21 protein-coding genes and 1 pseudogene are annotated in these 25,775 nt (G+C 42.0%); 11 read left to right on the top strand and 11 right to left on the bottom strand.

Annotated elements, in window-relative coordinates; genetic code table 11:
* Positions 1–73 precede the first annotated feature (73 nt).
* The 3 genes from TZ91_RS01650 to TZ91_RS01640 all read right to left on the bottom strand — a co-directional run bounded on the left by TZ91_RS01650 (position 74) and on the right by TZ91_RS01640 (position 2,517).
* Positions 74–1,093, bottom strand: a complete 1,020-nt coding sequence (locus TZ91_RS01650; RefSeq protein WP_033686830.1) for a YdcF family protein — start codon at positions 1,091–1,093, stop codon at positions 74–76.
* Positions 1,094–1,161: 68 nt separating this feature from the next.
* Positions 1,162–1,599 carry an Rrf2 family transcriptional regulator gene (locus tag TZ91_RS01645; protein ID WP_001166796.1) on the bottom strand — a complete coding sequence of 146 codons (438 nt, stop codon included), beginning with the start codon at positions 1,597–1,599 and terminating at the stop codon, positions 1,162–1,164.
* A gap of 75 nt (positions 1,600–1,674) precedes the next feature.
* Positions 1,675–2,517 (bottom strand): metallophosphoesterase family protein, encoded by an 843-nt coding sequence (locus TZ91_RS01640; RefSeq protein WP_033686831.1) that lies wholly within the window; start codon positions 2,515–2,517, stop codon positions 1,675–1,677.
* Between the two features lie 111 nt (positions 2,518–2,628).
* Between TZ91_RS01640 and TZ91_RS01635 the strand changes: the two genes are divergently transcribed.
* The 5 genes and pseudogenes from TZ91_RS01635 to TZ91_RS10775 form a co-directional block, all read left to right on the top strand.
* Positions 2,629–3,279: a metal-dependent transcriptional regulator gene (locus TZ91_RS01635; protein WP_033686832.1), complete on the top strand. Its 651-nt coding sequence runs from the start codon at positions 2,629–2,631 to the stop codon at positions 3,277–3,279.
* Positions 3,280–3,398: 119 nt separating this feature from the next.
* Positions 3,399–4,109, top strand: a complete 711-nt coding sequence (locus tag TZ91_RS01630) for a nicotinamide mononucleotide transporter (RefSeq protein ID WP_185952547.1) — start codon at positions 3,399–3,401, stop codon at positions 4,107–4,109.
* A 119-nt stretch (positions 4,110–4,228) separates the two neighbouring features.
* On the top strand, positions 4,229–4,642 hold the full coding sequence (locus TZ91_RS01625) for a hypothetical protein (RefSeq protein ID WP_033686833.1): 414 nt from the start codon (positions 4,229–4,231) through the stop codon (positions 4,640–4,642).
* Between the two features lie 18 nt (positions 4,643–4,660).
* Complete coding sequence (locus tag TZ91_RS10515) at positions 4,661–4,813, top strand: hypothetical protein (RefSeq protein WP_200872818.1); 153 nt, start codon at positions 4,661–4,663, stop codon at positions 4,811–4,813.
* Between the two features lie 75 nt (positions 4,814–4,888).
* Positions 4,889–5,179 (top strand): annotated as a pseudogene (locus tag TZ91_RS10775) (hypothetical protein); the annotation flags it as partial.
* A gap of 38 nt (positions 5,180–5,217) precedes the next feature.
* On the opposite strand, the gene dtd reads toward TZ91_RS10775, so the two are convergent.
* Together dtd and TZ91_RS01615 are read right to left on the bottom strand one after the other, a co-directional pair.
* The gene (gene dtd, locus TZ91_RS01620) at positions 5,218–5,661 is read right to left on the bottom strand and encodes a D-aminoacyl-tRNA deacylase (RefSeq protein WP_033686834.1); all 444 of its coding nucleotides are present in this window, start codon (positions 5,659–5,661) and stop codon (positions 5,218–5,220) included.
* Between the two features lie 29 nt (positions 5,662–5,690).
* A complete protein-coding gene (locus TZ91_RS01615; protein ID WP_033686835.1) occupies positions 5,691–7,913 on the bottom strand; it encodes a RelA/SpoT family protein in 2,223 nt (740 codons plus the stop codon).
* Positions 7,914–8,240: 327 nt separating this feature from the next.
* Here TZ91_RS01615 and TZ91_RS01610 point away from each other — a divergent pair, with 327 nt between their 5' ends.
* Together TZ91_RS01610 and TZ91_RS01600 are read left to right on the top strand one after the other, a co-directional pair.
* Positions 8,241–9,686 (top strand): N-acetylmuramoyl-L-alanine amidase, encoded by a 1,446-nt coding sequence (locus TZ91_RS01610; RefSeq protein ID WP_033686837.1) that lies wholly within the window; start codon positions 8,241–8,243, stop codon positions 9,684–9,686.
* Positions 9,687–9,984: 298 nt separating this feature from the next.
* The gene (locus TZ91_RS01600; protein WP_033686839.1) at positions 9,985–10,614 is read left to right on the top strand and encodes an MBL fold metallo-hydrolase; all 630 of its coding nucleotides are present in this window, start codon (positions 9,985–9,987) and stop codon (positions 10,612–10,614) included.
* Between the two features lie 113 nt (positions 10,615–10,727).
* Here the strand turns inward: TZ91_RS01600 and pepO are convergent, their stop codons facing one another.
* The gene (gene pepO, locus TZ91_RS01595) at positions 10,728–12,620 is read right to left on the bottom strand and encodes an endopeptidase PepO (protein ID WP_033686840.1); all 1,893 of its coding nucleotides are present in this window, start codon (positions 12,618–12,620) and stop codon (positions 10,728–10,730) included.
* Positions 12,621–12,797: 177 nt separating this feature from the next.
* Here pepO and TZ91_RS01590 point away from each other — a divergent pair, with 177 nt between their 5' ends.
* The 4 genes from TZ91_RS01590 to tpx all read left to right on the top strand — a co-directional run bounded on the left by TZ91_RS01590 (position 12,798) and on the right by tpx (position 15,939).
* Positions 12,798–13,520: a metal ABC transporter ATP-binding protein gene (locus tag TZ91_RS01590; RefSeq protein WP_033686841.1), complete on the top strand. Its 723-nt coding sequence runs from the start codon at positions 12,798–12,800 to the stop codon at positions 13,518–13,520.
* A complete protein-coding gene (locus TZ91_RS01585) occupies positions 13,517–14,365 on the top strand; it encodes a metal ABC transporter permease (protein ID WP_000559791.1) in 849 nt (282 codons plus the stop codon). Before TZ91_RS01590 ends, TZ91_RS01585 begins: the two co-directional genes overlap by 4 nt.
* 31 nt (positions 14,366–14,396) lie before the next feature.
* Positions 14,397–15,326 carry a metal ABC transporter substrate-binding lipoprotein/adhesin PsaA gene (psaA, locus tag TZ91_RS01580; RefSeq protein WP_000733069.1) on the top strand — a complete coding sequence of 310 codons (930 nt, stop codon included), beginning with the start codon at positions 14,397–14,399 and terminating at the stop codon, positions 15,324–15,326.
* A 121-nt stretch (positions 15,327–15,447) separates the two neighbouring features.
* Positions 15,448–15,939, top strand: a complete 492-nt coding sequence (tpx, locus tag TZ91_RS01575; protein ID WP_033686889.1) for a thiol peroxidase — start codon at positions 15,448–15,450, stop codon at positions 15,937–15,939.
* Between the two features lie 186 nt (positions 15,940–16,125).
* Here tpx and TZ91_RS01570 read toward each other — a convergent pair whose 3' ends face one another.
* From TZ91_RS01570 to ileS, 5 genes are all read right to left on the bottom strand, one after another.
* Entirely contained in the window at positions 16,126–18,834 is a 2,709-nt protein-coding gene (locus TZ91_RS01570; RefSeq protein ID WP_045596977.1) for an ABC transporter permease, read from the bottom strand.
* A 1-nt stretch (position 18,835) separates the two neighbouring features.
* Positions 18,836–19,537: an ABC transporter ATP-binding protein gene (locus TZ91_RS01565; RefSeq protein WP_033686842.1), complete on the bottom strand. Its 702-nt coding sequence runs from the start codon at positions 19,535–19,537 to the stop codon at positions 18,836–18,838.
* A gap of 130 nt (positions 19,538–19,667) precedes the next feature.
* Positions 19,668–22,079: a glycoside hydrolase family 95 protein gene (locus tag TZ91_RS01560; protein ID WP_045596975.1), complete on the bottom strand. Its 2,412-nt coding sequence runs from the start codon at positions 22,077–22,079 to the stop codon at positions 19,668–19,670.
* A 52-nt stretch (positions 22,080–22,131) separates the two neighbouring features.
* The gene (locus tag TZ91_RS01555) at positions 22,132–22,824 is read right to left on the bottom strand and encodes a phosphoglycerate mutase (protein ID WP_000240129.1); all 693 of its coding nucleotides are present in this window, start codon (positions 22,822–22,824) and stop codon (positions 22,132–22,134) included.
* Between the two features lie 145 nt (positions 22,825–22,969).
* Complete coding sequence (gene ileS / locus TZ91_RS01550; RefSeq protein WP_033686844.1) at positions 22,970–25,762, bottom strand: isoleucine--tRNA ligase; 2,793 nt, start codon at positions 25,760–25,762, stop codon at positions 22,970–22,972.
* Between the last annotated feature and the right edge of the window lie 13 nt (positions 25,763–25,775).

The following is a 25,775-nucleotide window of genomic DNA, read 5'->3' as shown; positions in this document are numbered from 1 at the left end:
AAATGTATACAAAACAAAAGACCTAGAATACATACTTTCATGTGCATTCTAAGTCTTTTTAAATAGAATCTGACTACCAAATAACCCCTTTATAGGCTATCAAAATGAGGACTGATAGCAGGACATAAAAGGCAAGGAAAAGCCATTTCATTTTGACACAGAGCGCTACGTACTCCCGAATAAAAGCAGATGGTATGTAGTAGCCTGCCGTCCTACATCCGAGGCCATCTCCCTTCATATTTAACTTACGCGCATAGGTACTGGTACGAAAAACATGATAGTCATTCGTAACAAAGAGGAATTGAGGTTTTGCTATCAGTTTCTCGCCAAGTTCCTTAGAAAAGAGAAGGTTCTCATAGGTAGTCCTTGATTGTTCCTCCAGAATAATCGCATCTTGGGGAACATCTGTCTCTTCAAGCAGATAATTTATAATGGCCTGCGCTTCAGAAATCTTCTCATCTCCTCCTTGACCACCACTAGCAATGATTTTGATATGAGGATTCTTAGAATTGTGGTAAGCTTCCACTGCCTTATCAATCCTCCTCTTCAGCAAAGGAGTTACCCTTTCTCCGTCTAACAAACCTGCACCGTGAATGATAATAAAATCATAATGCTTCTTCTTAGGAATAAAGAGATACAAGATAGAGTAGAGCATAAAACCCGCAAAAGCAAAGCCAAAAATAAAATAAGAGTAGAAAATGAATACAAATAAAATGTTTAGAAAGTGATTGGTGTAAAATAATTCATTTTGACCTCCCAATCGAAATGAAATCAAGGCAAAAAATAGCAAAATGACTATTCCAAGGAGCATGGAGAGATAATTAGCCTTTGAACGTCCCTCTCGCTTCAACAAAATGACCCCATTATAGATTAGAAAGATGCCACTTAGAAAAAGCAAAAAAGGAAGTAAAATAAAGGGAAATATAAAAAAAGCGAAATGAATCTTCTCATACCCATTTTGATAAAAAAGGTAGCCTAAATAAAAATAACTAGAAATGAGGGATAATAAGAATAATACTGGATTCCACAAACTCCTATTATCCTTCCAAAATGACACTACAAAGGCTAATAGAATTCCTATAACGAGATACATGTCTTCCTCCTTTTATGAGTTCATTCTATCATAATTATCCAAAGAAAAAAAGAGGGTATCTACCCCTCTCACTCCTTCATTTGACTCTCTGCATCGGCCACGACCTGTTCTAAACTGGTCTGACCAAGTTCAGCCTCCATAGCCAGCTGGATTCTCTCCAATTTTTGATCCAAAACATCATGAATATGAGCTCCAACTGGACAATTTGGATTTGGATTGTCATGGAAACTGAAGAGTTGGCCTGTCTTACCAAGACATTCGACCGCTTGATAAACATCTAAAAGACTAATGTCTTTGAGATCCTTAACAATCTCTGTTCCCCCTGTTCCGCGCGCTACTGAAATCAGTTCAGCCTTCTTCAACTGGGACAAGGTCTTTCTGATAATGACAGGATTGACCCCGACACTAGCAGCCAGAAAATCACTGGTCACCTTGCTTTCCTTCCCCTTGAGGGCAATGATTATCAGCATATGAGTCGCAATGGTAAATCTACTTGGAATTTGCATACTCTTCTCCTTTTTACGAGGCTACCCTGCCTCTACTCTTCTTTTTCTATTATTATACCCTTTTTAGTTGTAATGTCAATCGTTACCACTTTTCAACCAAGCATCTAATTCCCTATCATAGCCCTCTTTCTGGGCCAATTCTCTCAGAAATTCCTGATGATGAGTATGGTGGATACCATTGACTAGACTTTCATAATAAACCTCAAAATAGGGAAGTTTGAGGTCTTTAGCCAACTGCAATTCAGCTACCACATCGTAGTCTACCCGTCGGAAGTCCATATCTACCAAGCCCTTGTCATCAAACTCCAAAACCATATACTGGGCCCGTAAGTCCTTCCGCAACTGGGCATCTAGAAAGAAAGGTTGCCCAATCGAACCCGGATTGACAATCAATTGTCCACCAGTCCCATAACGAAGCAACTGCTGGTGAATATGACCATAAACAGCAATATCACAAGGCGGATTGGTCACCAAGCGGTCAAAGTCCTCTTGTGCTCCAGTATGAATCAACTCACGCCCCCAATTCTTATCAGGCAAATGGTGGCTAATTCCCACCGTCAAATCCCCAAACTGACGATGAATCTGGAGCGGTTGATTGTGGAGCAGTTCAATTTCTTCTAGGGAGATTTCCTCTAAAACATACTGGCACTGGCGCAAGAGATAGCGTTGACTGGGACGAGTACTATCCAATTCCTTGCGGACACCATGCCAAAGACTGTCTTCCCAGTTTCCCAAAACTCTAGCCGTAATCGGTAATTGAGCCAACAAGTCCAAAATCCTTCTACGCCCTGTCCCTGGCATGAGAATGTCTCCCAAAAGCCAGTATTCATCCACTCCTAGCTGCCGAGCATCTGCCAAAACAGCCTCCAAGGCGGTGGTATTTCCATGAATATCTGAAAGAAGAGCTATTTTCGTCATATCCATCTCCTCGTTTTTTCTCTTGCAATAAGTATAACATAAAAAGTCACAGCTAGAGAAATCTAGCTTTTTTTGATATACTAGATAAAGATATTAGACAAGAGGATACGAATGACCCCGAATAAAGAAGATTATCTAAAATGTATTTATGAAATCGGCATAGACCTGCATAAAATTACCAACAAGGAAATTGCTGCCCGCATGCAAGTCTCTCCCCCTGCCGTAACTGAAATGATTAAACGGATGAAGAGTGAAAATCTCATCCTCAAGGACAAGGAATGCGGTTATCTACTGACTGATCTCGGACTCAAACTGGTCTCTGAGCTCTATCGTAAGCACCGCTTGATTGAAGTTTTTCTAGTCCATCATTTAGACTATACGAGCGACCAGATTCATGAAGAAGCTGAGGTCTTGGAACATACTGTCTCTGACCTGTTCGTGGAAAGACTGGATAAACTACTAGGATTTCCCAAAACTTGTCCCCACGGAGGAACTATTCCTGCCAAGGGAGAACTCCTAGTTGAAATCAATAACCTGCCACTAGCTGACATCAAGGAAGCTGGCACCTACCGCCTGACTCGTGTGCACGATAGTTTTGACATTCTCAATTATTTGGATAAGCACTCACTTCACATCGGTGATTCGCTCCAAGTCAAGCAGTTTGATGGCTTCAGCAACACCTTCACTATCCTCAGTAAAAACGAGGATTTACAAGTAAGTATGGACATTGCCAAACAACTCTATGTCGAAAAAATCAACTAATTTCTCAAGTAGCCTACCAACCCTGAAAGTTTTATTTTCAGGGTTTTATTTCTAACATTTGATTTTACTCTCATTTAGTTGTAGAATGTTTGTAAAAAACAAGAAAGATAGTTTAACCTATGAAGAAATCACTAAAAATTTTTGCTACATCCAAATGGTTTGACCTCTTTGGAGTTGCTCTGGTCGTTGGGATTGCGATTGCATCTGGTTACCTCAACTCCCGTCTTGATAAATTCGTAGACTGGGGACCATGGACAGCTCTTGTTCCCTTTGGATTGATTTCCGTAACCAACGTTGGGATTTCCATGTTGTCCACTCGTTTCACGGGGAAATTAAGCAAATGGGGAAATTACTTTGGTATTGTTAATACCATTTTGTCCGGTGCCATTGATTATATCCTTGGAAATAAGGCGGCCATCATTACCTATCCCGTCACCTTCCTCATTTATACCTTTGCTATTAAGAAATGGGAAGCTTCGCAAGAAGGCAGACCCAACCAAATGAGCCAAAAACAGGTAAAATTGGCGGCCATCATCATTTCCATCATCGCCTTCCTCTTTGCCTTTGTGACAAACTTTATCGGCTATGGAGGAAAGATGAATCTCCTTGCCTATGTAACAACCATTGCCTTTGCACTCTCACTCATTGCCAATGCTTTTAACGCATTGAAACTAACAACTCAGTGGGGCTTTTGGTTGATTTACAATTTCGTTCAGCTGACAAAAGCTGGTATTCAAGGAAATTTTGCCAATATCGGAAAATATATCTTTTATATCCTCAATGCAATCGGAGCTTTATTTGTCTGGAATGATGAAGAGGTGGAACAATAAGAAGGAAATCAAATAAAGAAATCTAACAGAATCTCCTTACTAAAATTTTTTATCATTTTAGTTGTAACTCCCATTCTTTTGGAGTAGAATGAAAATAGATAAAAGAAGGAGGTCTTGTCATGAAAAAACTCTTTAGAATCCATTTTACAGCAATTGCAGTTATCGATTTGCTACTACTTGCATTTTTTAGTACTAGACCCGAGACAGCTTTCGACTGGCTCTTGCTCTCTGGTTTTATTTTCCTCCTTGCTCAAGGGCTCCTGCTATTTCGCTTAATCGTCCGACTAAAATATCAATTCGCTGAGATTTATCCTCAAATCAATAAAATGATTCGCTTCTACTATTTAGGGGTGCTCATCAGCGACTTTCTATTATTTGTCCTCTTAGCCTTCACTAGTTCTCAACGTTTTCTCTCTCTTATGCCAATCGTCACTGCTTGTCATTCTACTTTATATTATAGTACGGCGGACTACCTAAGAGAAAACTATCCAGACTTTTACAACAAACATATCTCTTTGTGGGAGTGTCTCTAGGGAAAAGGAGGCTTTATCATGAAAAAAATCATCTATATCAAAACCATTCAACTCCTTATCATCGATGGAATTATGCTGGCATTTTTGACATTTAAAGAGGGGCTTACTTGGGATTGGATGTTGATTTATAGCGGTTGGCTTATACTCAATGAAAATCAAAGAGCAAACTAGGAAGCTAGCTGCAAGCTGTACTTGAGTACGGTAAGGCGACGCTGACGTGGTTTGAAGAGATTTTCGAAGAGTATTATTTTCTTTCATCCTGTGCTATTGACCTATCTTTCTAACCAACTTTGTGACCACTTTAGCCAACTCTATTCCCAGATTAGACCGAGATTCTGGCGCTTTGCCTTACAAATCCTCCTATGGGATAGTCTGATGATTTTCTCCTTGATCTTTTTAAGCGGTATTCCACTTTTCCTTCAGGGAACTCTCCTCATCCTAGGACATCTTATCCCTTCCTATCGCACTTGCCAAATCCTAAAACAAAATTTCTCCAAGGCCTATCAAGAACAGATTTCATTTTGGAGTATTTTGTGATAGATGAGAAAAACCAAGCTGACTGGGCTTGGTCTTTATTATCTATTTTTAGTATCAAGGATAATAGTGACTGGTCCATCATTGACCAGCTCAACCTGCATATCCGCTCCAAAGATACCTGTCTGAACGGGCACTTCTTGCGCTAATTTTTGATTGAAAGCATCATAGAAGTCTGATGCCATATCAGGCTTGGCTGCTCCTGTGAAGGCTGGACGATTGCCCTTCTTAGTATCCGCAAAGAGAGTAAACTGAGAAATAGAGAGGATTTCTCCCTCAATATCTTTGACAGACAGGTTCATCTTGCCTTCTGCATCTGAAAAAATCCGCATATTGACAAGCTTTCTCACAGCGTAGTCCAAATCTTCCTCTTGGTCCTCTGGTCCAACACCAACCAGCAATAAAAGCCCCTGATTGATTTTCCCATGAACCTGACCTTCGATACTCACTTGGGCTTTTTTAACTCGTTGGATAATGATTTTCATAATAGCCTTTCTAGTAAGAACTAGGACAATTAGCCGTTGGTCCGTTTGACAGAATAAACCTCTGGCACGCTCTTGATCTTGTCCACAACCGTAGTCAGCGTCGAGAGGTTGGCAATGCCGAAGGACACATGGATATTAGCAAATTTCATATCCTTGGTTGGTTGAGCGTTGACTGTTGAGATATTCTTAGTTGTGTTTGAAAGAACTTGTAGTACATCGTTCAACAGTCCTGTACGGTTGAGTCCATAAATATCGATATGAGCCATATACTCCTTATTTGAGCTAGAGTACTGATCTTCCCATTCCACATCAAGGAGACGTTGCTCATAGTTTTCTTGGGCACGCAGGTTCATACAGTCCACACGGTGAATAGCCACACCACGCCCCTTGGTAATATAGCCAACAATATCGTCACCAGGCACTGGATTACAACACTTAGCAATCCGCACTAGGAGGCCTGATGCACCTTCAATGACCACACCACCCTCATGCTTGACCTTGAGGGTTTCTTTATTTTCAACCTTGATCTCGCCACCTTTGACAAGTTCCTCTGCTTCAGCCTTGGCCTTGGCACGTTCTTCCTCACGACGTTCCTTCTCAGTTAGACGATTAAAGACAGTAATAGCACCGATTTCTCCAAAACCAATGGCCGCAAAGAGGGATTCTTCTGTCTTGTAGCTGGTCTTTTGAAGGACTTGGTCCATATGACGCTTGTCCATGAATTTATTGGCCACATAGCCATTTTCTTGGAACTGGGCCATCAGCATTTCACGACCCTTATTGACAGACAATTCCTTATCTTGGTTTTTAAAGAACTGACGAATCTTGTTACGCGCCTTGCTGGTCTTGACCATATTGAGCCAATCACGGCTCGGTCCAAAGGAGTTAGGGTTGGTGACAATTTCAACCTGATCCCCTGTTTTGAGCTTGGTTGTCAGTGGAACCATACGGCCATTGACCTTGGCACCAGTTGCTTTTTCACCGACCTTGGTATGAATTTCATAGGCAAAGTCAATCGGTCCTGAATCTTTTGGAAGGGAACGGACAGCTCCATCTGGGGTAAAGACGTAAATCTCCTCAGCCAGATAGTTTTCCTTAACAGAATCCACAAATTCCTTAGCATCATCAGCCTGGTCTTGGAGCTCCATCATCTCCTTAATCCAGTTCATCCCAATAGCTGATTCCTTGCTGTTAACCTGCCCCTTAATGCCTTTCTTATAAGCCCAGTGAGCCGCAACCCCGTACTCAGCCACCTCATGCATGGCCTTGGTTCGAATCTGGAATTCAATCGGTCCTTTTGGCCCATAAACAGTCGTATGGATAGACTGGTAGCCATTGGCCTTGCGGTTAGCGATATAGTCTTTGAAACGACCTGGCATTGGTTTCCAAAGTTCATGCACATAACCAAGCATGGCATAAACATCACTTTGGGTATCTAAAATACAGCGAATAGCAATCAGGTCATAGATTTCCTCAAAACGCTTTCTCTTATCCTGCATTTTGCGAAAAATCGAGTAAATATGCTTGGGACGACCGTAAATCTTCCCATTTAGATGACGATCTGTCGTATATTCCTCTAATTTTGTGACCACCTCATCCACCAAGGCTTCACGCTCTCTGCGTTTTTCCTTCATCATATGGGTAATCTTGTAAAACTCCGTTGGGTTGAGATAACGGAAAGATAGATCTTCTAATTCCCATTTGACGCTAGAAATCCCCAGACGGTGAGCAAGAGGTGCATAGATTTCCATAGTTTCTTTGGAAATGCGCTCCTGCTTGTCTTTTCGAAGATGTTTAAGCGTCCGCATATTGTGCAAGCGGTCAGACAGTTTGACCAAGATAACACGGATATCCTCAGACATGGCCATAAGCATCTTGCGATGATTTTCCGCTAATTGCTCCTCGTGAGACTTGTACTTAACTTTACCGAGCTTGGTAACTCCATCGACAATCACGCGCACATCAGGACCAAACTCCCTTTCCAAATCGTCCAAGGTCGCATCAGTATCCTCCACCACATCATGCAAGAAACCACAAGCAACCGTTACAGCATCCAGCTTGAGCTTAGCTAAAATACCTGCCACTTGGATAGGGTGAATGATATAAGGTTCACCTGATTTACGATATTGACCACTATGGCATTCAACGGCGTAAACCAAGGCCTTATGGACAAAAGCCACATCCTCTTCCGATAAATATTTCTGTGTTAAAGCGACAACTTCATCGCCTGTTAAATTCACTTCTTTCGGCATTTCTACTCTCCAATTCTTCCTACCATTTTATCACTTTTTTAAGAATATGAAAACTAGAAAAAGAGGATTCTAAAGCTTATTCAATTTGTTGGGAAGGAGAATAAAATAAGATTCACACTAAAAAATAATATAATTATCTAATTTTCATCTATCTTTTTTGATATAGGCTAAGATAAAAGTTAGCGAAACGAAAATACATTCCTCTTTTTCAATAAGAAAATGTTTGATATTTTGGTAATTTTCTAACCTTTTTAGTGTATAATGGTAATATAAACAGTTTTTTTACGATAATTACTGAAATTTCATCTCTCTAGAAAGGCATCTCACATGAAATCACACAAAAGATTGACACTTTTAGCCTTGGCTGTTCTCGGCTTATCCAGCCAAGTCGTTTTAGCTGACGATACGAGTCATTCCACTACTACCCCTATGACTAGTTCAACCAGTAACTCAACAACTACTTCCACTAGCAGTTCTACAAATACTTCTGCAAACAGTTCTCAAGCTAGTACAGAAACTTCGACAAGTACAGCTAGTTCAAGTGAACAAGAAAGCAAACCTTCTACTAGTACAGAAACCAAACCCAATCAACCTCTACAGACTGGCTGGGTAAAAGAAGGAAACAAGTGGACGTTTTATAGTCAAACTGGGGTTAAATTTACAGATACTCTCTACGATGGTTATCTCTTTGATAGTCATGGCTACTTGCTTGAAAACGGCTGGTACCAGATGGGAAATAATTGGTACTATATCAATGGTTCAGGTAAATATTTAGCCAATCAATGGAGCCAAATCAATGGCAAGTGGTATGCTTTTGATGGCTATGGTAGAATGCTGGCCAATGTTTGGAAAGGCGATTACTACCTCAAATCCAGCGGGGCTATGGCAGATAAGGAATGGGTCTACGACCAAAGCTACTCTAGTTGGTTTTACCTAAAATCTGGCGGACGCTATGCCCAAAAACAATGGATTGGTTCCTACTACCTCAAATCTGGTGGCTACATGGCTCACAAAGAATGGATCTACGACCAAGACTATCAAGCTTGGTACTATCTTAAGGACGATGGTGTGTATGTTACAGGTACCTATGCTGTGGATGGTAAAAACCAGCTCTTCCAAGGAAATGGAAAATGGGTCCGTGAATTAGCACAAGGTTTTCAAAAAGGACATTACTCCAAAACTATCTTTCTCGATCCCGGACACGGTGGTAAGGACCGCGGGGCTTATTACTATGGCATAGCTGAAAAAGATTTAAACCTGCAAGTTTATCGTAAGCTACGTAAAAGATTAGAAGGTTTCGGCTACACCGTTCTCGCCTCTCGAGATAGTGATATAGACGTTGATTTTATTACCGAGCGTTCTCGTATGGTCAACAAGACCAATGCTGACTTTTTCATTAGCCTTCATTTCAATGCAAAAGGGAATGATACAACCGTTAATCTTGGTATCCAGACCTATTCTTACAAGGATGAACCTGGTTTCCCCAGCAAGATTAACAAGGATTGGCACAACAATCCTGAACGGATGAGTGAAAGTAATCGTCTCGCAGCTGATATCCATTCTTCACTGCTAGCTGAAACTGGAGCTAGGGATGCTGGGCTCTTGCAAGCAACCTTTGCTGTCCTCCGTGAAACAGCTAAACCAGCTGTTTTGCTAGAGATGGGATATATGGATAATCCAGAAGAAAACCAAAAAATCCGCAGCAGTGACTACCAAGATAAACTAGTTGAAGGGATTGTCAAGGGAATCCAAAAATATTACGCAGGGAATTAAAACAGTTTAAGCCTCGAACTCATTCGGGGCTTATTTTTTATCCAAACCATCTTCTTTCTAGACCTATTTCCTTTTCCAGCTTATTCTCCCCAACTGTGCTATACTTAATTTATACTCAATGAAAATCAAAGAGCAAACTAGGAAACTAGCCGCAGGTTGCTCAAAGCACCGCTTTGAGGTTGCAGATAAAGCTGACGTGGTTTGAAGAGATTTTCGAAGAGTATTATTTCCTTTTTAAGCTTATTCATCCTAACTGTGCTATACTTAATTTAGTACATTCTTTGAGATTGGAGCTAATATGAAAATCCATAAAACCGTGAATCCTGTTGCCTATGAAAACACCTATTACCTAGAAGGTGAAAAGCACCTCATCGTGGTCGATCCTGGTAGCCATTGGGAAGCCATTCGTCAGACAATAGAGAACATCAACAAGCCGATCTGCGCTATTCTCTTGACCCACGCCCATTATGACCATATCATGAGTCTGGATCTAGTTCGCGAGACTTTTGGCAATCCTCCGGTCTATATCGCAGAGAGTGAAGCCAGCTGGCTCTATACTCCTGTCGATAATCTCTCTGGGCTTCCTCGCCACGATGATATGGCAGATGTGATCGCAAAACCTGCAGAACACACCTTTAGCTTTCATGAGGAATACCAACTGGAGGAATTTCGTTTTACTGTCTTGCCAACACCAGGACATTCTATCGGCGGTGTTTCTATCGTCTTTCCTGATGCTCACCTAGTCTTGACAGGGGATGCTCTTTTCCGAGAAACTATTGGACGAACGGACCTTCCAACTGGTAGCATGGAGCAACTCCTTCATAGTATCCAGACCCAACTCTTCACCCTATCAAACTATGATGTCTATCCAGGGCATGGTCCAGCTACGACCATCGCCCATGAAAAGACCTTCAATCCTTTTTTCTAGCAAGATAATAACAATTAAGTAAACTATCCAGCAAGTCTTTCCATTATAAAAGGCATCCAATCAAGTTTTCGAACCTGATTGGATGCCTTTTTCTGATTACTTGCTTCTTTGCATTACCAAATAATCACACGCTCTTCTGGTGAACGCCACATACCGTCGCCTTCTTTGACATCATAGGTTGTAAAGAAATCATCAAAGTTTGGTACTTGTACATTGACACGGAGTTTGGCTGGTGCGTGCACATCGACGCTAGCCAAGAGTTTCATAAATTCTGGACGGCCTTTCATGCGCCAGATACGACCGAAGTTGTAGAAGAATTCTTCTGCTGAAAAGTCTGGTTCTCTCTTAGCTGCTTCAAGCGCTGCAGCGATTCCTCCCAAGTCAGCCACGTTTTCTGACACAGTCAGTTTACCGTTGATGGTTGCTCCATAAGAATCCTGTCCATCAAATTGGTCAATAACTTTTTGTGTTTTCTCCTTGAAGGCGGCATAGTCGCTCTCTGTCCACCAATCCTTGAGGCTACCATTTTCATCAAAGGAAGCTCCGTTGGTGTCAAAGGCGTGGGAAATTTCATGGGCAATAACTGCCCCAATACCACCGTAGTTAGCAGAAGAGGACTGATGCAAGTCATAGAAAGGTGCCTGTAAAATAGCTGCTGGGAAGACAATCAAGTTCTTCTGTGGATTGTAGTAGGCATTGACCATATGAGCAGGCATGCCCCATTCCTTGTAGTCTACAGGCTGATTCCACTTGCTCCAACTATGCTTGATTTCCACACGCGCAAAGGCTAGAGCATTGTCAAAAAGACTAGCAGTCTCATCCACTACCTTGTCCTTGTAGCGTTCTGGTAATTCTTCTGGGTAACCGATATAAGGCTTGATGACATTGAGTTTGACGATGGCCTTGTCACGAGTCTCTGGAGTGAGCCAGTCATTTTTTGCCAAGCGCTCCTTATAAACATCAATCATGGTTGCCACTTTTTTCTCCACGTCTGCTTTAGCTTCTGGAGAGAATTTTTCATGGGCATACCAGAGACCCAAGGCTTGTTTGAAAGGACCTTGTGCCAGTTGATAGGCTGCCTTGACCTTGTCTTTAGCCTCTGGAACTCCTGAAAGCGCACGGCTATAGGCACCTGATAGGACACGGATTTCTTCTGTTAAATAGCTGGTTGAGAGATTCACAACACTTAAAATTAAGGTTGCCTTGAGGAGAGGCCAGGCCTCTTCACTATAGAATTGGTCTGCTGCTTGCCAGAAACGTTCCTCGTCTACGATAACCTTGTCTGGCACTTGTCCAAGAACAGCTTGGAAAAAGTCATCCAAAGGTAGGGCAGGCGCAAATTTCTTGAAATCTTCATAAGCATATGGATGGTAGAGTTTAGCATACTCTGAACTTTCTTCATTAGAAAGCACCACTGCCGCAACTCGACGGTCCAATTCAAGTCTTTTCTCTAGCAAGTCTTCAATTTCTTCATCAGAGAAATCATAAGCCTTGAGAAGATTTGCGCTGGTTTCTTTCCAAAGAGTCAAGAGCTCCTCGCGCTGAGGATGGTCTTCTGCATAGTAGGTCGTATCTGGAAGGATCGTGCTTGGAGCGCTAGCCCACAGAACATTGATTCTAGCATCCATAAAGTCTGGTGATACCCCAAAAGGAAGGAAGTTTGGTTTTCCAGCAAGCTCAAACTCTGCTAGTCTAGCTGTAAAATCAGCAAAAGTCTCCAATTCTTGGAATTCTTTAAGAAGAGGTAAGACAGGTGTGATACCGTCAGCTTCTCTCTTATCAAAATCACGAACTAGGCGGTGGTATTTGACAAAGTTTGCCAAGATAGCATCCTCAGGAACCTCTTCACCTGCCAACCACTTGTCTGTTGTCGCTAGCATCAGGTCTTCAATTTCCTGGTCTAAATCAACAAAACCTCCCGTTTGAGACTTATCTGCTGGGATTTCAGCTGTCTTCTGCCATTCTCCATTAATAGCATCATAAAAATCATCTTGATAACGTGTCATCTTGTTCTCGCTTTCATTTATACTTGTTTTTAGCTTAACAAAAATTACCTGGGAATGCAATTAAAAATGAACTTTCCTTTTCCATCATTTTTCAGTTATTATTTTAATTTTTTCAAAAATTAACTTGACTTAATTTTTTTTTTAATGTATATTAAGAGGCAGGAGGAATACAAGCTTATGATACGTATCGAAAACCTCAGTGTCTCCTACAAAGAAACGTTGGCACTTAAGGATATTTCACTAGTGCTCCACGGACCAACAATTACCGGTATCATTGGCCCAAACGGCGCTGGGAAATCAACACTATTAAAAGGTATGCTGGGAATTATCCCACATCAAGGTCAGGCATTTCTCGATGACAAGGAAGTTAAAAAATCCTTACACCGAATCGCCTATGTCGAACAAAAAATCAATATCGACTACAACTTTCCCATCAAGGTCAAGGAATGTGTCTCGCTAGGACTATTTCCTTCTATTCCTCTCTTTCGCAGTTTAAATGCTAAACATTGGAAAAAAGTAGAGGAAGCCCTTGAAATCGTCGGCCTAGCTGACTACGCTGAACGTCAAATCAGTCAACTGTCTGGAGGTCAATTCCAGCGGGTCTTGATTGCCAGATGTTTGGTACAGGAAGCCGACTATATCCTCTTGGATGAACCCTTTGTTGGGATTGACTCTGTCAGTGAGGAAATCATCATGAATACGCTGAGAGATTTGAAAAAAGCTGGTAAGACGGTTCTCATCGTTCACCACGACCTCAGCAAGGTTTCCCACTACTTCGATCAAGTCTTACTTGTCAATCGAGAAGTGATTGCCTTTGGTCCAACCAAAGAAACCTTTACCGAAGCCAATCTCAAAGAAGCTTACGGTAATCGACTCTTTTTCAATGGAGGTGACCTATGATTGCAGAATTTATCGATGGATTGCAAAAATTCCATTTCCTACAAAATGCCTTGATAACAGCTATTGTCGTCGGGGTCGTAGCTGGAGCTGTGGGATGTTTCATCATTCTACGTGGGATGTCACTCATGGGAGATGCTATTTCACATGCTGTCTTACCAGGTGTAGCCCTCTCCTTTATCTTGGGAGTTGACTTCTTTATCGGAGCCATTGTCTTTGGATTGCTAGCTGCTATCATCATTACCTACATCAAGGGGAACTCGATTATCAAAAGCGATACCGCCATCGGCATTACCTTTTCTTCTTTCTTAGCCCTCGGTATCATCTTGATTAGTGTCGCTAAAAGTTCAACTGACCTTTTCCATATCCTTTTTGGTAATATTCTAGCCGTCCAAGATACGGATATGTTTATCACTATGGGCGTAGGGGCGGTCATTCTCTTGTTAATCTGGATTTTCTTCAAGCAACTCTTGATCACTTCCTTTGATGAACTTCTGGCTAAAGCCATGGGAATGCCTGTCAATTTCTATCACTACCTCCTCATGATACTCCTGACTCTCGTGTCTGTGACAGCCATGCAAAGTGTTGGAACTATCCTGATTGTAGCCATGCTGATTACCCCAGCTGCAACTGCTTATCTGTATGCTAATAGCCTGAAAAGTATGATTTTCCTTTCCTCAACCTTTGGAGCTACAGCTTCAGTTTTGGGACTCTTTATTGGCTATAGTTTAAACTTAGCAGCTGGTTCTAGCATCGTACTTACAGCTGCTAGCTTCTTCTTAATCAGTTTCTTTATCTCTCCTAAACAACGATATTTGAAACTGAAAAATAAACATTTGTTAAAATAAGGGGCAAAACCCCAATAAATTGGAGGATCTAATGAAAAAATTAGGTACATTACTCGTTCTCTTTCTTTCCGTTATTGCTCTTGTAGCATGTGCTAGCGGAAAAAAAGATGCAGCTTCTGGTCAAAAACTAAAAGTTGTTGCTACAAACTCAATCATCGCTGATATTACTAAAAATATTGCTGGTGACAAGATTGATCTTCACAGTATCGTTCCGATTGGACAAGACCCACACGAATACGAACCACTCCCTGAAGATGTTAAGAAAACTTCTGAGGCTGACCTCATTTTCTATAACGGTATCAACCTTGAAACAGGTGGCAATGCTTGGTTTAGCAAATTGGTAGAAAATGCTAAGAAAACTGAAAACAAAGACTACTTTGCAGTCAGCGAAGGCGTTGATGTTATCTACCTTGAAGGAAAAAATGAAAAAGGTAAAGAAGACCCACACGCTTGGCTTAACCTTGAAAATGGAATTATCTTTGCTAAAAATATCGCCAAACAATTGAGCGCTAAAGATCCTAACAACAAGGAATTCTATGAAAAAAATCTCAAAGAATATACTGATAAGTTAGACAAACTTGATAAAGAAAGTAAGGATAAATTTAATAACATCCCTGCTGAAAAGAAACTCATTGTAACCAGCGAAGGAGCATTCAAATACTTCTCTAAAGCCTATGGTGTCCCAAGTGCCTACATCTGGGAAATCAATACTGAAGAAGAAGGAACACCTGAACAAATCAAGACCTTGGTTGAAAAACTTCGCCAAACAAAAGTTCCATCACTCTTTGTAGAATCAAGTGTAGATGACCGTCCAATGAAGACTGTCTCACAAGATACAAATATCCCAATCTACGCACAAATCTTTACTGACTCTATCGCAGAACAAGGTAAAGAAGGCGACAGCTACTACAACATGATGAAATACAACCTTGACAAGATTGCTGAAGGATTGGCAAAATAATACTCTGAAAAACGTCATTCTCACATGAGCTGACGTTTTTTTCTGCCCATATTTCCAGTCAAATCATTGGAAAATTCTGACCGTTTCAGCTAAAATGGAAGAAAAAAGATTGGAGTATCTTATGGTAACTTTCCTCGGAAATCCTGTGAGCTTTACAGGTAAACAACTACAAGTCGGCGACAAAGCACTTGATTTTTCACTCACTACAACAGACCTTTCTAAAAAATCTCTAGCTGATTTTGATGGCAAGAAAAAAGTCTTGAGTGTCGTGCCTTCTATCGATACAGGTATCTGCTCAACTCAAACGCGTCGTTTTAACCAAGAACTGGCTGGACTGGATAATACGGTTGTCTTGACTGTTTCCATGGACCTCCCTTTTGCTCAAAAACGTTGGTGCGGTGCTGAAGGTATTGAAAATGCCATCATGCTCTCAGACTATTTCGACCATTCCTTTGGACGTGATTACGCTCTCTTAATTAATGAATGGCACCTATTGGCACGCGCAGTCTTTGTCCTCGATACTGACAATACGATTCGCTACGTTGAATATGTGGACAATATCAATTCTGAACCAAACTTCGAAGCCGCAATTGCAGCCGCTAAAGCCCTATAGAAAAAATCCTCTGTCACAAAGAGTTCTCTACTCTTTGAAACGGAGGATTTTTGTTTACGAGTAAATACAAGTCCAATCTGATAAAAACAACTACCTTATACTGGAATCTAGCCACAGGTTACTCAAGACACTGCTTTGAGGTTGGAGATGGAAACTAACCTGATTTGAAAAGATTCTCGAAGAGTATTACTCTACAGATTTCAAGGCTTCAAGCATATCAACCTTTCTCAAATGATGATTAACGAAGAAACCAAGCAAGGTCAAAATGATGCTTACTGCTGCCACTGGGATTACATAGACTTCCCAGCCTACCTGTGGATAAAAGAGAATAGTCGCTGGTGAAATCATTTGAATCAAAAACTGGTGTAAATAGAAACCAGTTACGAGACCAAGGACGATTCCCACAAGGGACAACACAATCGTCTCACGGTAAATGTAGAGGGTGACTTCATTATTATGAAAACCGAGAACCTTGATAGTGGAGAGTTCACGGATTCTCTCAGCTACGTTGATGTTGGTCAGATTGTAGAGGATAACGATAGCCAATAGAACCGACACGATAACTAAGATGGTCATGGTCTGATTGAGGGAGCTAGCGACGGAGTCAAAGAGTCGAATGGCTGAAGCGTTCTGGACGACACTGGATACCGCAGATTGATTCATGAGTAAACCTGCCTGACTTTCGATACTAGACGCACTGGTATTCCTTAGCGAGACCAGATAAGTGTTGGCTTGGGGCACCTGTCCGTAAATTTGCTCATAGCTAGCCTGACTCATATAAATAAAGTGCCCAACGTAATTTTCAGCAATGGCAGCGACCTTTAGCTCCTTACCTTCAATTTCTAGAATCTGCCCAACCTTGACATCTGCCAACTGAGCAAGTTTAGCTGTAATAACGACGCCATCTTTTAATGTCAGCTCTTGCTGATGATGTTGCAAATGGATAAAGGGTGTCAAATCTTCCTTATCGGTCATCATAAGGGTAATTGTCTGAAGACCAGCCTTACCTTTGAAATCCTTGTCTAGCGTTTTAGAATAGATTTTCTGGTAGGCTTGGATGTCCTGCCCTTTCAACACTTCTTCTAGCTCTGCCTTGTCCTGATTGGTCGCACTAGGATTTTCAGAGACAATCATCTGATACTGTTGGATTTGTTGAAACTGTCTAGACGGAACTCCTGCTACAGAGGATTGGATTCCCAAACCTGCAAAGAGCAGAGCGACTGAACCTGCCACACCAAAGATCGTCATCAACATACGCTGCTTATAACGGAAGATATTGCGAGCAGTTACCTTATGAGTAAAACTGAGACGGCGCCAGATAAAACTGATGCGCTCTAGTAAGATTTTAGCTCCTTTAACAGGAGGTTTAGGCAGTAAAAGCTGGGCTGCTTCGTCATGAAGTTCCCTACGAGCTACCAAGTAGGCTGGTAACACACTCGCCAACCAACTCAAGACAAGAGCCAGTAAGCTATAGGTCCAATAGAACTGAATCTGGGTTTCTCCCACCACCATGCCTTTTGTAATGACACTTGAAATCACACTGGCTAGTAAATAATGGCCAAGTATACTACCTAAAGCTGTTCCGACAGTCCCAGCTACCAGTCCGTAGAGAAGAAATTTAGCGATAATATCCTTGCTACGATAGCCCAAGGCTTTAAAAATCCCTGCATGAGTTCGCTCTTCATCCACAAAACGAGTCATGGTTGTAAAGGTCACCATGGCTGCTACGGCATAAAGCACAACAGGAAAGATATTGCCTACTGCCCGAATACTGGCTGAAGCATTACTGTACATGAGGTAGCCTTGACCGCCAGGCATGGTTTGCCGATTATAGACTTGATACCTTGGCTCAGCCAAATCATCCAAGACTTGCTGATGTTTGTCTAATTTTTCCTTTTCTTGGGCTAGATTTTGTTCGGCCTGCTTTAGTTTATCTTCTTCCTTGTCCAATTCCTGCTTGGCTTGGGTAAGTTGAGCACCGGCCTGCTCTCTCTGGGCTTGAGGCAGCAAGGCTAGTTGACTCTCCTGAGCCTGTATACGAGCTTGAGCAGTAGCTAAACGATGCTTGCCTTCCTCCAAATTAGTCTCAGCCTTGTCAAGGGTCTCTTGACCTTTGTCTAGAGACTCTTGGCCTTCTTTTCTCAAGAGTTGCAGATGTGCCTTGCCATTATCTGATAGAGCTTGTTCTAGGTCTTCCTGATGCTGTTTGAATTTTTCTTCATAAGCTGCTGAAAAAGCATTTAAGCCTGACAAATCTTGATATTTCAAACGAGCTATATTGTAGACTTTCTGATCAAACTGACTAGGTAAAATCACCCCATAAGCGGTTAAAGTCCCACTTCCACTTCCTGCGTAGCCCATGTCTCGCTGAGAAAGGATTTCAGCTGAATCCACAAAACCAGTAATGGTATAGGTATGGTCTTTTAAAGAGGAATGACTTCCTTCTTTTTCTTTAAAGCTAATCTCCTGTCCCACACTGTATTGACCTTGCAAATGACTGGCCAAAGCAATTTCCTGGTCTGACTGAGGAAGTCGCCCCTCTCTTAGCTGAAAGGTTGAAATTCGCTCTGGTTTGGAGTACATCCGAATGGCATCCTGCCCATTATCCATAGTCACATCTGTCAGATAGCCAAACTCAACCTCTGCGCCCTCTATCTGTTCTAGTTCTTCTTGATCTGCTTGATCCAAACCATAGTTAGACATAACTGCCAAATCCAAGGTTTGAGCAGTCGTTAAATAGTCATTGGCGGTCGCCTCCATATTGGGGCTAGTTACTTTGAGGCCTACTAGGGCTAGAGACCCCAACATCATCAAGGTCAAGATGGATAAAAAACGCCCCTTGGAGCCTGTGAAGGACTGAATCAAGTCCTTCCAATAGGTTTTTCGCTTGATCATGCTAGTACTCCAATGTATCGATATCTTGAGGATGCTGGTTGATTACCACATCCTTGACACTGGCATCGTGCATATGAATCATGCGATCAGCAATGGGAGCCAAAGCTCCATTATGAGTCACGATGATAACAGTCGCTCCCTTTTGACGAGACATGTCTTGAAGAATCTTCAAGACTTGCTTGCCCGTCTGATAATCCAAGGCTCCAGTCGGTTCATCACAAAGGAGAATTTTAGGATTTTTGGCTACCGCGCGTGCAATGGAGACTCGCTGTTGCTCCCCTCCAGAAAGCTGAGCTGGAAAGTTATTGAGACGATGAGCCAGACCTACATCTGTCAAGACCTGCTCAGGATTCAAGGCATCTGTCACGATTTCAGAAGCCAACTCCACATTTTCCTTAGCTGTCAGATTGGAAACTAGATTATAAAACTGAAAAACAAAACCGACATCATTTCTACGATAATTGGTCCTCTGGTGGGAACTATAATCTGCAATATTGGCACCATCAATCCAGATTTCCCCTTCGTCATTGGTATCCATTCCCCCAAGAAGATTAAGAACCGTTGACTTGCCCGCACCAGACGCACCTAGAATGATAACCAATTCACCCTTTTCAATCTCAAAATTCACATCGCGATTGGCCACAATCTCCGTGTCCCCAACCTGATAACGCTTGTAACAGTGTTTCATCTCAATATAAGCCATCAGTGCCAGCCTCTCTTAAACAAATTACTTCATATTACCATTATAACGCTTTTTCAACTAGTTGGAAACTGCTTACATTCTCAAATCCTTCATAAAAGGCAGTCTCAAACTACTGCCTTCTAACATCTTCTTAAAAATAAAATTGAACCAGATCGCCTTCTGCTGTCGCCACCGAAATACAATCTTTCTCCATGCATTTCACTTTTGCTTTTTCTTGATTCATTTTAATCACACTCTTCTCAATATCTGGATAAGAGACTCGCAAATCTCCTCCACTTCTTGATAAAATGGTCATCTGTAAGAGTTTTTTATTCTCCCACCTCATGCTAACTTCAAAATGTCCACGTGCCATTAAGCCTGAAACAGAACCTGTTGACCAAGCATCGGGTAGGGCAGCTAGAGGAACCAGATAAGCTGTATGAGACTGGAGCAACATTTCTGCCATGCCACTCGTAGCACCAAAATTACCATCTATCTGAAAAGGAGGATGGGTGCACCAAAGATTGGGCAAGGTGGATGTCTTTAACTGCTCTGCTAATAATTTATGGGCTCGATTGCCATCTCCTAGACGCGCCCAAAGATTGATCTTATTAGCCTTGGACCAGCCTGTGCCTCCATCTCCACGATCATTGAGGCTGGCACGCGCAGCTTCAAGATACTCCTGTCCCTTGTAGCTAAAGAGAGTGCCAGGATAGAGTCCCACTAGATGGGAAGCGTGCCGATGCTGGGCCTCCACTTTCTCATTTTGAAAATGCTGCTCTTCCTCTTCATACCACTCCCTGATTCGACCAGATTGAGTGATTTGAAGAGGATTAAGCAAGTCAAACTTCTCCTTGACCTCAGTCAACAAATCCCCATCCAGTCCCAATTCCTGAGCAGCCTGAATAAAATCATGAAATAATTGCCAAATCAGAGATTGGTCATAGGTATTGCCAATCGAAATCGGCCCATGTTCTGGAGAATAAGACGGAGAAGACACCCAACGCTGCGCCTCCTTATCCTCATGTAAAAAATCATGCCAAAAACGAACCGTTTCCCTCAACATGGGATAAATTTTCTCCCTGAGATAGTCTTGGTCTCTGTAAAATGAATAGGCTTCATAAACGGTTTGCATCATCCATGCATTGGCAGCTGGTGACCAACCCCAATAGTAATCCCAACCAGGTGCCGTCCAGCCAAAAGGAGTCGCTTGAGTATGAACCAACCAACCATTCTCCTCCCCTTCCTGAGAGACGATTCCTGCATACCTTGCAGCCGCTAGACGACCATAGACACGCAAATCATCTATATAATTGATGACCGGAAAGGCCGTCTCTAGAAGATTAGTAACATAGGCTGGCCAATAATTCATCTGCAGGTTGATATTCAGGTGATAGTCCGAATTCCACGGAGGATTGTCGACCGCATTCCAGACCCCTTGCAAGTTAGCTGGTAGAGCATCTGGACAATCTCTGGACGAACTAATCAATAAATACCGTCCATACTGGAAGAACAACTCCTCCAAAACCTGCCCCTCTTGTGGCTTATAATTTTTTAGCAAATCATCTGTAGTGGATGTGTCTACATCAGTTCCCAAATCCAATTGAACACGCTGGAATAAGGCTTGGTAGTCCTCAATATGCCTTGATTTCAATTGAGTATATCCCTTTTCTTTAGCTGCTTCCACCAAGTCCTTTACCTGTTGCGCTATATCTATTTTCTTGCGATAATTGCTAACAGGATTTTGAGCAAAATCCGTCTTAGCCGCCAAAAAGAGATTGGCATAACTAGCTCCTGATATCTGAACTTTATCTGACCAGACTCTAATATCTCCATCCGTTTCCCAAGCTAGACAGCTAGCAAACTGCAGGTCATTGTCCTTAACCCGTCCCTTCATCAAGATATGAGAAGGGGAGATATCTAGCTGGCATTCCTTGTAATCAGATTTTTCCTGCTCACACTTTCCATCAGAAGCCAAATCGCGGGTCAGCGACAGTTCTATAGTAAAATCTAGAGTTTCCATCCCTTCCTTAGTAAAACGTTGAACCAAGAGATCATCTGGAAAACTGGCAAAGGCTTCACGTTCAAATCGCGTTCCCTTATAGGCATAAGAAGTCGTCGCAAGTGCCTTACTGATATTCAGCTGTCTCTGGTAATCCGTCACCCGAGACAAAGTCGTACCTTGCTTGCTGAACTCAATGTGAATATCCCCAAAGGACAGATAGGTCCCATATTGACTCGTTTTTGGCCCGACTAGGTGCTGTTCAGCCAGTTCCTTAGCAGTATTGTAGTCTCTCTTCTCCAAAGCCTGCCGAATCTCAGCTAAAAAGTTATGCTGATTTTGAAGATTTCCACCCTGATAATCGCAACTATCTGGTTGAGGCCCACCAGTCCAGAGACTTTTTTCATTGAATTGAATCCGCTCAGCTCCAATAAGCCCAAATACTTTTGCCCCTAAAGAACCATTGCCTATCGGCAAGGCCTCTTCTTCCCAACCCTTATATGTTGTTGATGCTGGTTGCTTGTAGACCAGTACATAATCTTGTTTTTTATTCCTTATCATACTACCATACTAACATAAAAAGCCTAGAAATCAATTCTAGACTTACAATTTTTTATTTTCCAAGGTAGTATTCAGAAACTACGTTCAATTTTTCGTCGAATTCGAATACCAATGGTGGGAAGTTAGGGATTTCCACGTCCATGATTTCGTCATCTGACAAACCTTTGATGTGTTTTACAAGGGCACGGATTGAGTTACCGTGAGCTCCTACGAATACGTTTTTACCATCTTTAAGAGCTGGAGCGATTTTATCTTCCCAGAATGGAAGGGCACGTTCCAAAGTCACTTTCAAGTTTTCAGCATCTGGAATAACTGAGTCGTCAAGTGAAGCGTAACGACGGTCTGTGTGAGCTGAGTGCTCATCATCACGATCCATGTTTGGAGGCAATACATCGTATGAACGACGCCAGATGTGAACTTGCTCATCACCAAATTGTTCAGCAGCTTCAGCTTTGTTTTTACCAGTCAAACCACCGTAGTGACGTTCGTTCAAACGCCATGATTTTTCAACTGGAACCCACAATTGGTCAGAAGCTTCAAGAGCCAAGTTAGTTGTTTTAATCGCACGTTTCAATACTGAAGTGTAAGCTTGGTCAAATTCGATACCAGCTTCTTTGATCAATTTACCAGCGTCAATCGCTTGTTGTGTACCTTTTTCAGACAAATCAACATCAGCCCAACCAGTGAAAAGGTTAGCTTTGTTCCATTCAGACTCACCGTGGCGAGCAAAAACCAATTTTACCATTAGATGGATTCTCCTTTAAATTTTCCGAGGTTCCCCTCGTTTATCTATTCTATTTTACACAATTTTTCACAAAAAAGCTAGTCAAAACCAAAAAGGAAAGGACTGTTTGACAATCCTTTTCCTTATTTGTATCATACAACAAACCTTATTTCTCTTCAAATCCTTCTGCGACTGCGTCTGCAAAGTTTTCTTCTACGATGCTTGCACAGTGGTCACAGATGACTGCGTGGTAGCTGCGTTCTGCTGTTGTTGGGTCGATACGACGGCAACGGTCACATACTTCACCTGCAGCACGTTCAACAGTAAAGGCTACATCTTCGAAGCTAACGGCAGCTTCTGGAGCTGGCCCCTCTGCGATAGTCAATTCAGACACAATCAAAAGTTGAGCTACATTGCTGTTTACTGCTTCGAGTAGAGTTTTCACAACTTCATTTGGATAAACTGTCAAGTGTGCTTCAAGCGATTTACCGATAACTTTTGCATTACGCGCTTCTTCCAAGGCTTTTTGAGCTTGTCCACGGAAGTCCATGAAGGCAGCCCATGTATCCAAGATTTCTTCTTGATTAGCAAAAGTTTCTGCTTCTGGCAATTCTGACAATTGAACGAAGTCCTCTTCTTCAAACTCAAGATATGACCAGATTTCTTCCGCAGTGTGAGGAAGGATTGGTGTCAAGAGTTTGGTGATTTTGACAAGAATGTCATAGAAGACAGTCTGCATTTGACGGCGTTCCAATGATTTGGCACCTTCGATATAAACAACGTCTTTAGCAAAATCAAGGTAGAAGGCTGACAAATCAACGTTGATAAAGTTCACCAAGGCCTTGTAGATTGTCAAGAATTCAAAGTTTGCATAAGCATCACGAATGGTCTTAACAAGCTGGTTAAAGCGAATAGTCATGTACTTATCAACTGAGCGAAGCTCATCGTAAGCTACTGCATCTTGAGACGGGTTAAAGTCAGATGTGTTAGCAATCAAGAAACGAAGAGTGTTACGAATCTTACGGTAAGTTTCAGAGACTTGACTCAAGATATCCATAGAGATACGCACGTCGTTGGTTGAGTCTACACTTGTTACCCAAAGACGCAAGATTTCTGCACCAAATTGTTTTTCAACATCACTTGGAGCAATGGTATTTCCAAGAGATTTAGACATCTTCTCACCTTTACCGTCAAGAGCAAAACCTTGTGACAGAATTTGTTTGTAAGGTGCTACGCCATGGTTGGCAACAGATGTGATGAGTGATGAGTTGAACCAACCACGGTATTGATCAGAACCTTCTAGGTAAAGGTCTGCTGGGTAAGTTAACTCAGGACGGTTTACCACAACTCCATTCCATGATGAACCTGAGTCAAACCAAACGTCCATGATATCAGTTTCTTTTTTGAACTCGCCATTTGGTGAACCTGGATGAGTAAATCCTTCTGGCAAGAGGTCCTTAGCATCACGTTCCCACCAAATGCTTGAACCATGTTCCTCAAAGAGTTGAGCCACGTGTTCAATAGTTTCAGCAGTCATAATCACTGTACCGTCTTCAGCGTAGAAGATTGGAAGTGGAACACCCCAAGCACGTTGACGAGAGATAACCCAGTCGCCACGGTCACGAATCATATTGTAAAGACGAACTTTACCCCATTCTGAGTGGAATTTCACTTTTTCAATTTCGTCCAAGATTTCTTGGCGGAATTTAGAAACTGAGGCAAACCATTGTGGTACTGCACGCCAGATGATTGGTTTCTTAGTACGCCAGTCAAATGGATATGAGTGAGAGATTTCTTCTTGGGCAAGAAGGAGGTTACCAAGTTTTTCAATAATAGTTGGAACTACCTTTTCATAGAATTGACCTTCAAACTCAGGACCAGCATTCTTCATCATGATACCACGCTCGTCAACAGTCACTGCGACTTCAAGACCATTAGCAATACCGACATTGTAGTCATCCTCACCAAAACCAGGGGCTGTATGGACAATACCTGTACCAGAGTCAGTTGTAACATGGTCACCAAGAATCACCAATTCATCTACAGCTGTATCCCAGGGGTGTTCTGTTACGATGTGGTTGAGTTCTTGACCACGGTAAGTTGCCAATACTTGAACATCAACCCAGCCAAATTTCTCAGACAAGCTAGTCAACAATTCTGCAGCAACCACAAACTTGCGATCTTCACCAGCAGGTTGAACCAAAACGTAATCAATATCTGCACCAACAGTCAAACCACGAGAAGCTGTGATGGTGAATGGAGTAGTTGTCCAGACAACGATGTAAGTATCTGTATCTAGAACACCTTTGCCATCTTTTACCTTATTGGCATAGTAAAGGGAAGTTGAAACCAAATCATGGTATTCAATCTCCGCTTCGGCAAGGGCTGACTCAGATGACCAAGACCAGTAAACTGGCTTGGCACCACGGTAGATATAACCTTTATTAGCCATCTCACCAAATACACGGATTTGAGCTGCTTCATAGTCAGGAGTCAAAGTCACATATGGATTTTCCCAGTCACCAGAAACACCCAAACGTTTAAAGTCTTCGCGTTGTTTATCTACTTGAGAAAGAGCGTATTCACGGCAAAGTTTCAAGTACTCAACCAAGTCCATTTCTTTACGTTTAACACCTTGTTTTGCCAAAACTTGCTCAATTGGCAGACCATGAGTATCCCAACCTGGGATAAATGGTGCGTAAAAACCTGACATTGATTTTGAACGAACAATGATATCTTTTGAAATCTTATTCATCGCGTGTCCAACGTGAATATTTCCGTTCGCGTATGGAGGGCCATCATGCAAGGTGAAATGAGGTTTTCCTTGGTTCAATTCTTGACGACGTTGGTAAAGTTTTGCATCTTCCCATTCCTTTTGCCAAACTGGCTCTTTGGTAGGAAGGCCTGCACGCATTGGGAAAGCTGTTTTCCCAAGGTTAAGGGTATCTTTGAGTTTCATGGTATCTCCTTTA

Origin of the sequence: Streptococcus mitis (assembly GCF_000960025.1) — a bacterium.
Lineage (GTDB): Bacteria > Bacillota > Bacilli > Lactobacillales > Streptococcaceae > Streptococcus > Streptococcus mitis_DH.
The sequence above is the reverse complement of the archived record's forward strand: the minus strand, read 5'-3'. Positions and strand labels throughout refer to the sequence as shown.

Excerpts from the sequence above, each read along its gene's own strand:
- TZ91_RS01615 (WP_033686835.1), bottom strand. The coding sequence starts at position 7,913 with ATGCCGAAAGAAGTGAATTTAACAGGCGATGAAGTTGTCGCTTTAACA.
- TZ91_RS01635 (WP_033686832.1), top strand. The coding sequence starts at position 2,629 with ATGACCCCGAATAAAGAAGATTATCTAAAATGTATTTATGAAATCGGC.
- ileS (WP_033686844.1), bottom strand. The coding sequence starts at position 25,762 with ATGAAACTCAAAGATACCCTTAACCTTGGGAAAACAGCTTTCCCAATG.
- TZ91_RS01560 (WP_045596975.1), bottom strand. The coding sequence starts at position 22,079 with ATGATAAGGAATAAAAAACAAGATTATGTACTGGTCTACAAGCAACCA.
- TZ91_RS01640 (WP_033686831.1), bottom strand. The coding sequence starts at position 2,517 with ATGACGAAAATAGCTCTTCTTTCAGATATTCATGGAAATACCACCGCC.
- TZ91_RS01590 (WP_033686841.1), top strand. The coding sequence starts at position 12,798 with ATGATACGTATCGAAAACCTCAGTGTCTCCTACAAAGAAACGTTGGCA.
- TZ91_RS01555 (WP_000240129.1), bottom strand. The coding sequence starts at position 22,824 with ATGGTAAAATTGGTTTTTGCTCGCCACGGTGAGTCTGAATGGAACAAA.
- pepO (WP_033686840.1), bottom strand. The coding sequence starts at position 12,620 with ATGACACGTTATCAAGATGATTTTTATGATGCTATTAATGGAGAATGG.
- TZ91_RS01645 (WP_001166796.1), bottom strand. The coding sequence starts at position 1,599 with ATGCAAATTCCAAGTAGATTTACCATTGCGACTCATATGCTGATAATC.
- dtd (WP_033686834.1), bottom strand. The coding sequence starts at position 5,661 with ATGAAAATCATTATCCAACGAGTTAAAAAAGCCCAAGTGAGTATCGAA.
- TZ91_RS10515 (WP_200872818.1), top strand. The coding sequence starts at position 4,661 with ATGAAAAAAATCATCTATATCAAAACCATTCAACTCCTTATCATCGAT.
- TZ91_RS01585 (WP_000559791.1), top strand. The coding sequence starts at position 13,517 with ATGATTGCAGAATTTATCGATGGATTGCAAAAATTCCATTTCCTACAA.
- TZ91_RS01565 (WP_033686842.1), bottom strand. The coding sequence starts at position 19,537 with ATGGCTTATATTGAGATGAAACACTGTTACAAGCGTTATCAGGTTGGG.
- TZ91_RS01625 (WP_033686833.1), top strand. The coding sequence starts at position 4,229 with ATGAAAAAACTCTTTAGAATCCATTTTACAGCAATTGCAGTTATCGAT.
- TZ91_RS01570 (WP_045596977.1), bottom strand. The coding sequence starts at position 18,834 with ATGATCAAGCGAAAAACCTATTGGAAGGACTTGATTCAGTCCTTCACA.
- tpx (WP_033686889.1), top strand. The coding sequence starts at position 15,448 with ATGGTAACTTTCCTCGGAAATCCTGTGAGCTTTACAGGTAAACAACTA.
- psaA (WP_000733069.1), top strand. The coding sequence starts at position 14,397 with ATGAAAAAATTAGGTACATTACTCGTTCTCTTTCTTTCCGTTATTGCT.
- TZ91_RS01630 (WP_185952547.1), top strand. The coding sequence starts at position 3,399 with ATGAAGAAATCACTAAAAATTTTTGCTACATCCAAATGGTTTGACCTC.
- TZ91_RS01610 (WP_033686837.1), top strand. The coding sequence starts at position 8,241 with ATGAAATCACACAAAAGATTGACACTTTTAGCCTTGGCTGTTCTCGGC.
- TZ91_RS01600 (WP_033686839.1), top strand. The coding sequence starts at position 9,985 with ATGAAAATCCATAAAACCGTGAATCCTGTTGCCTATGAAAACACCTAT.
- TZ91_RS01650 (WP_033686830.1), bottom strand. The coding sequence starts at position 1,093 with ATGTATCTCGTTATAGGAATTCTATTAGCCTTTGTAGTGTCATTTTGG.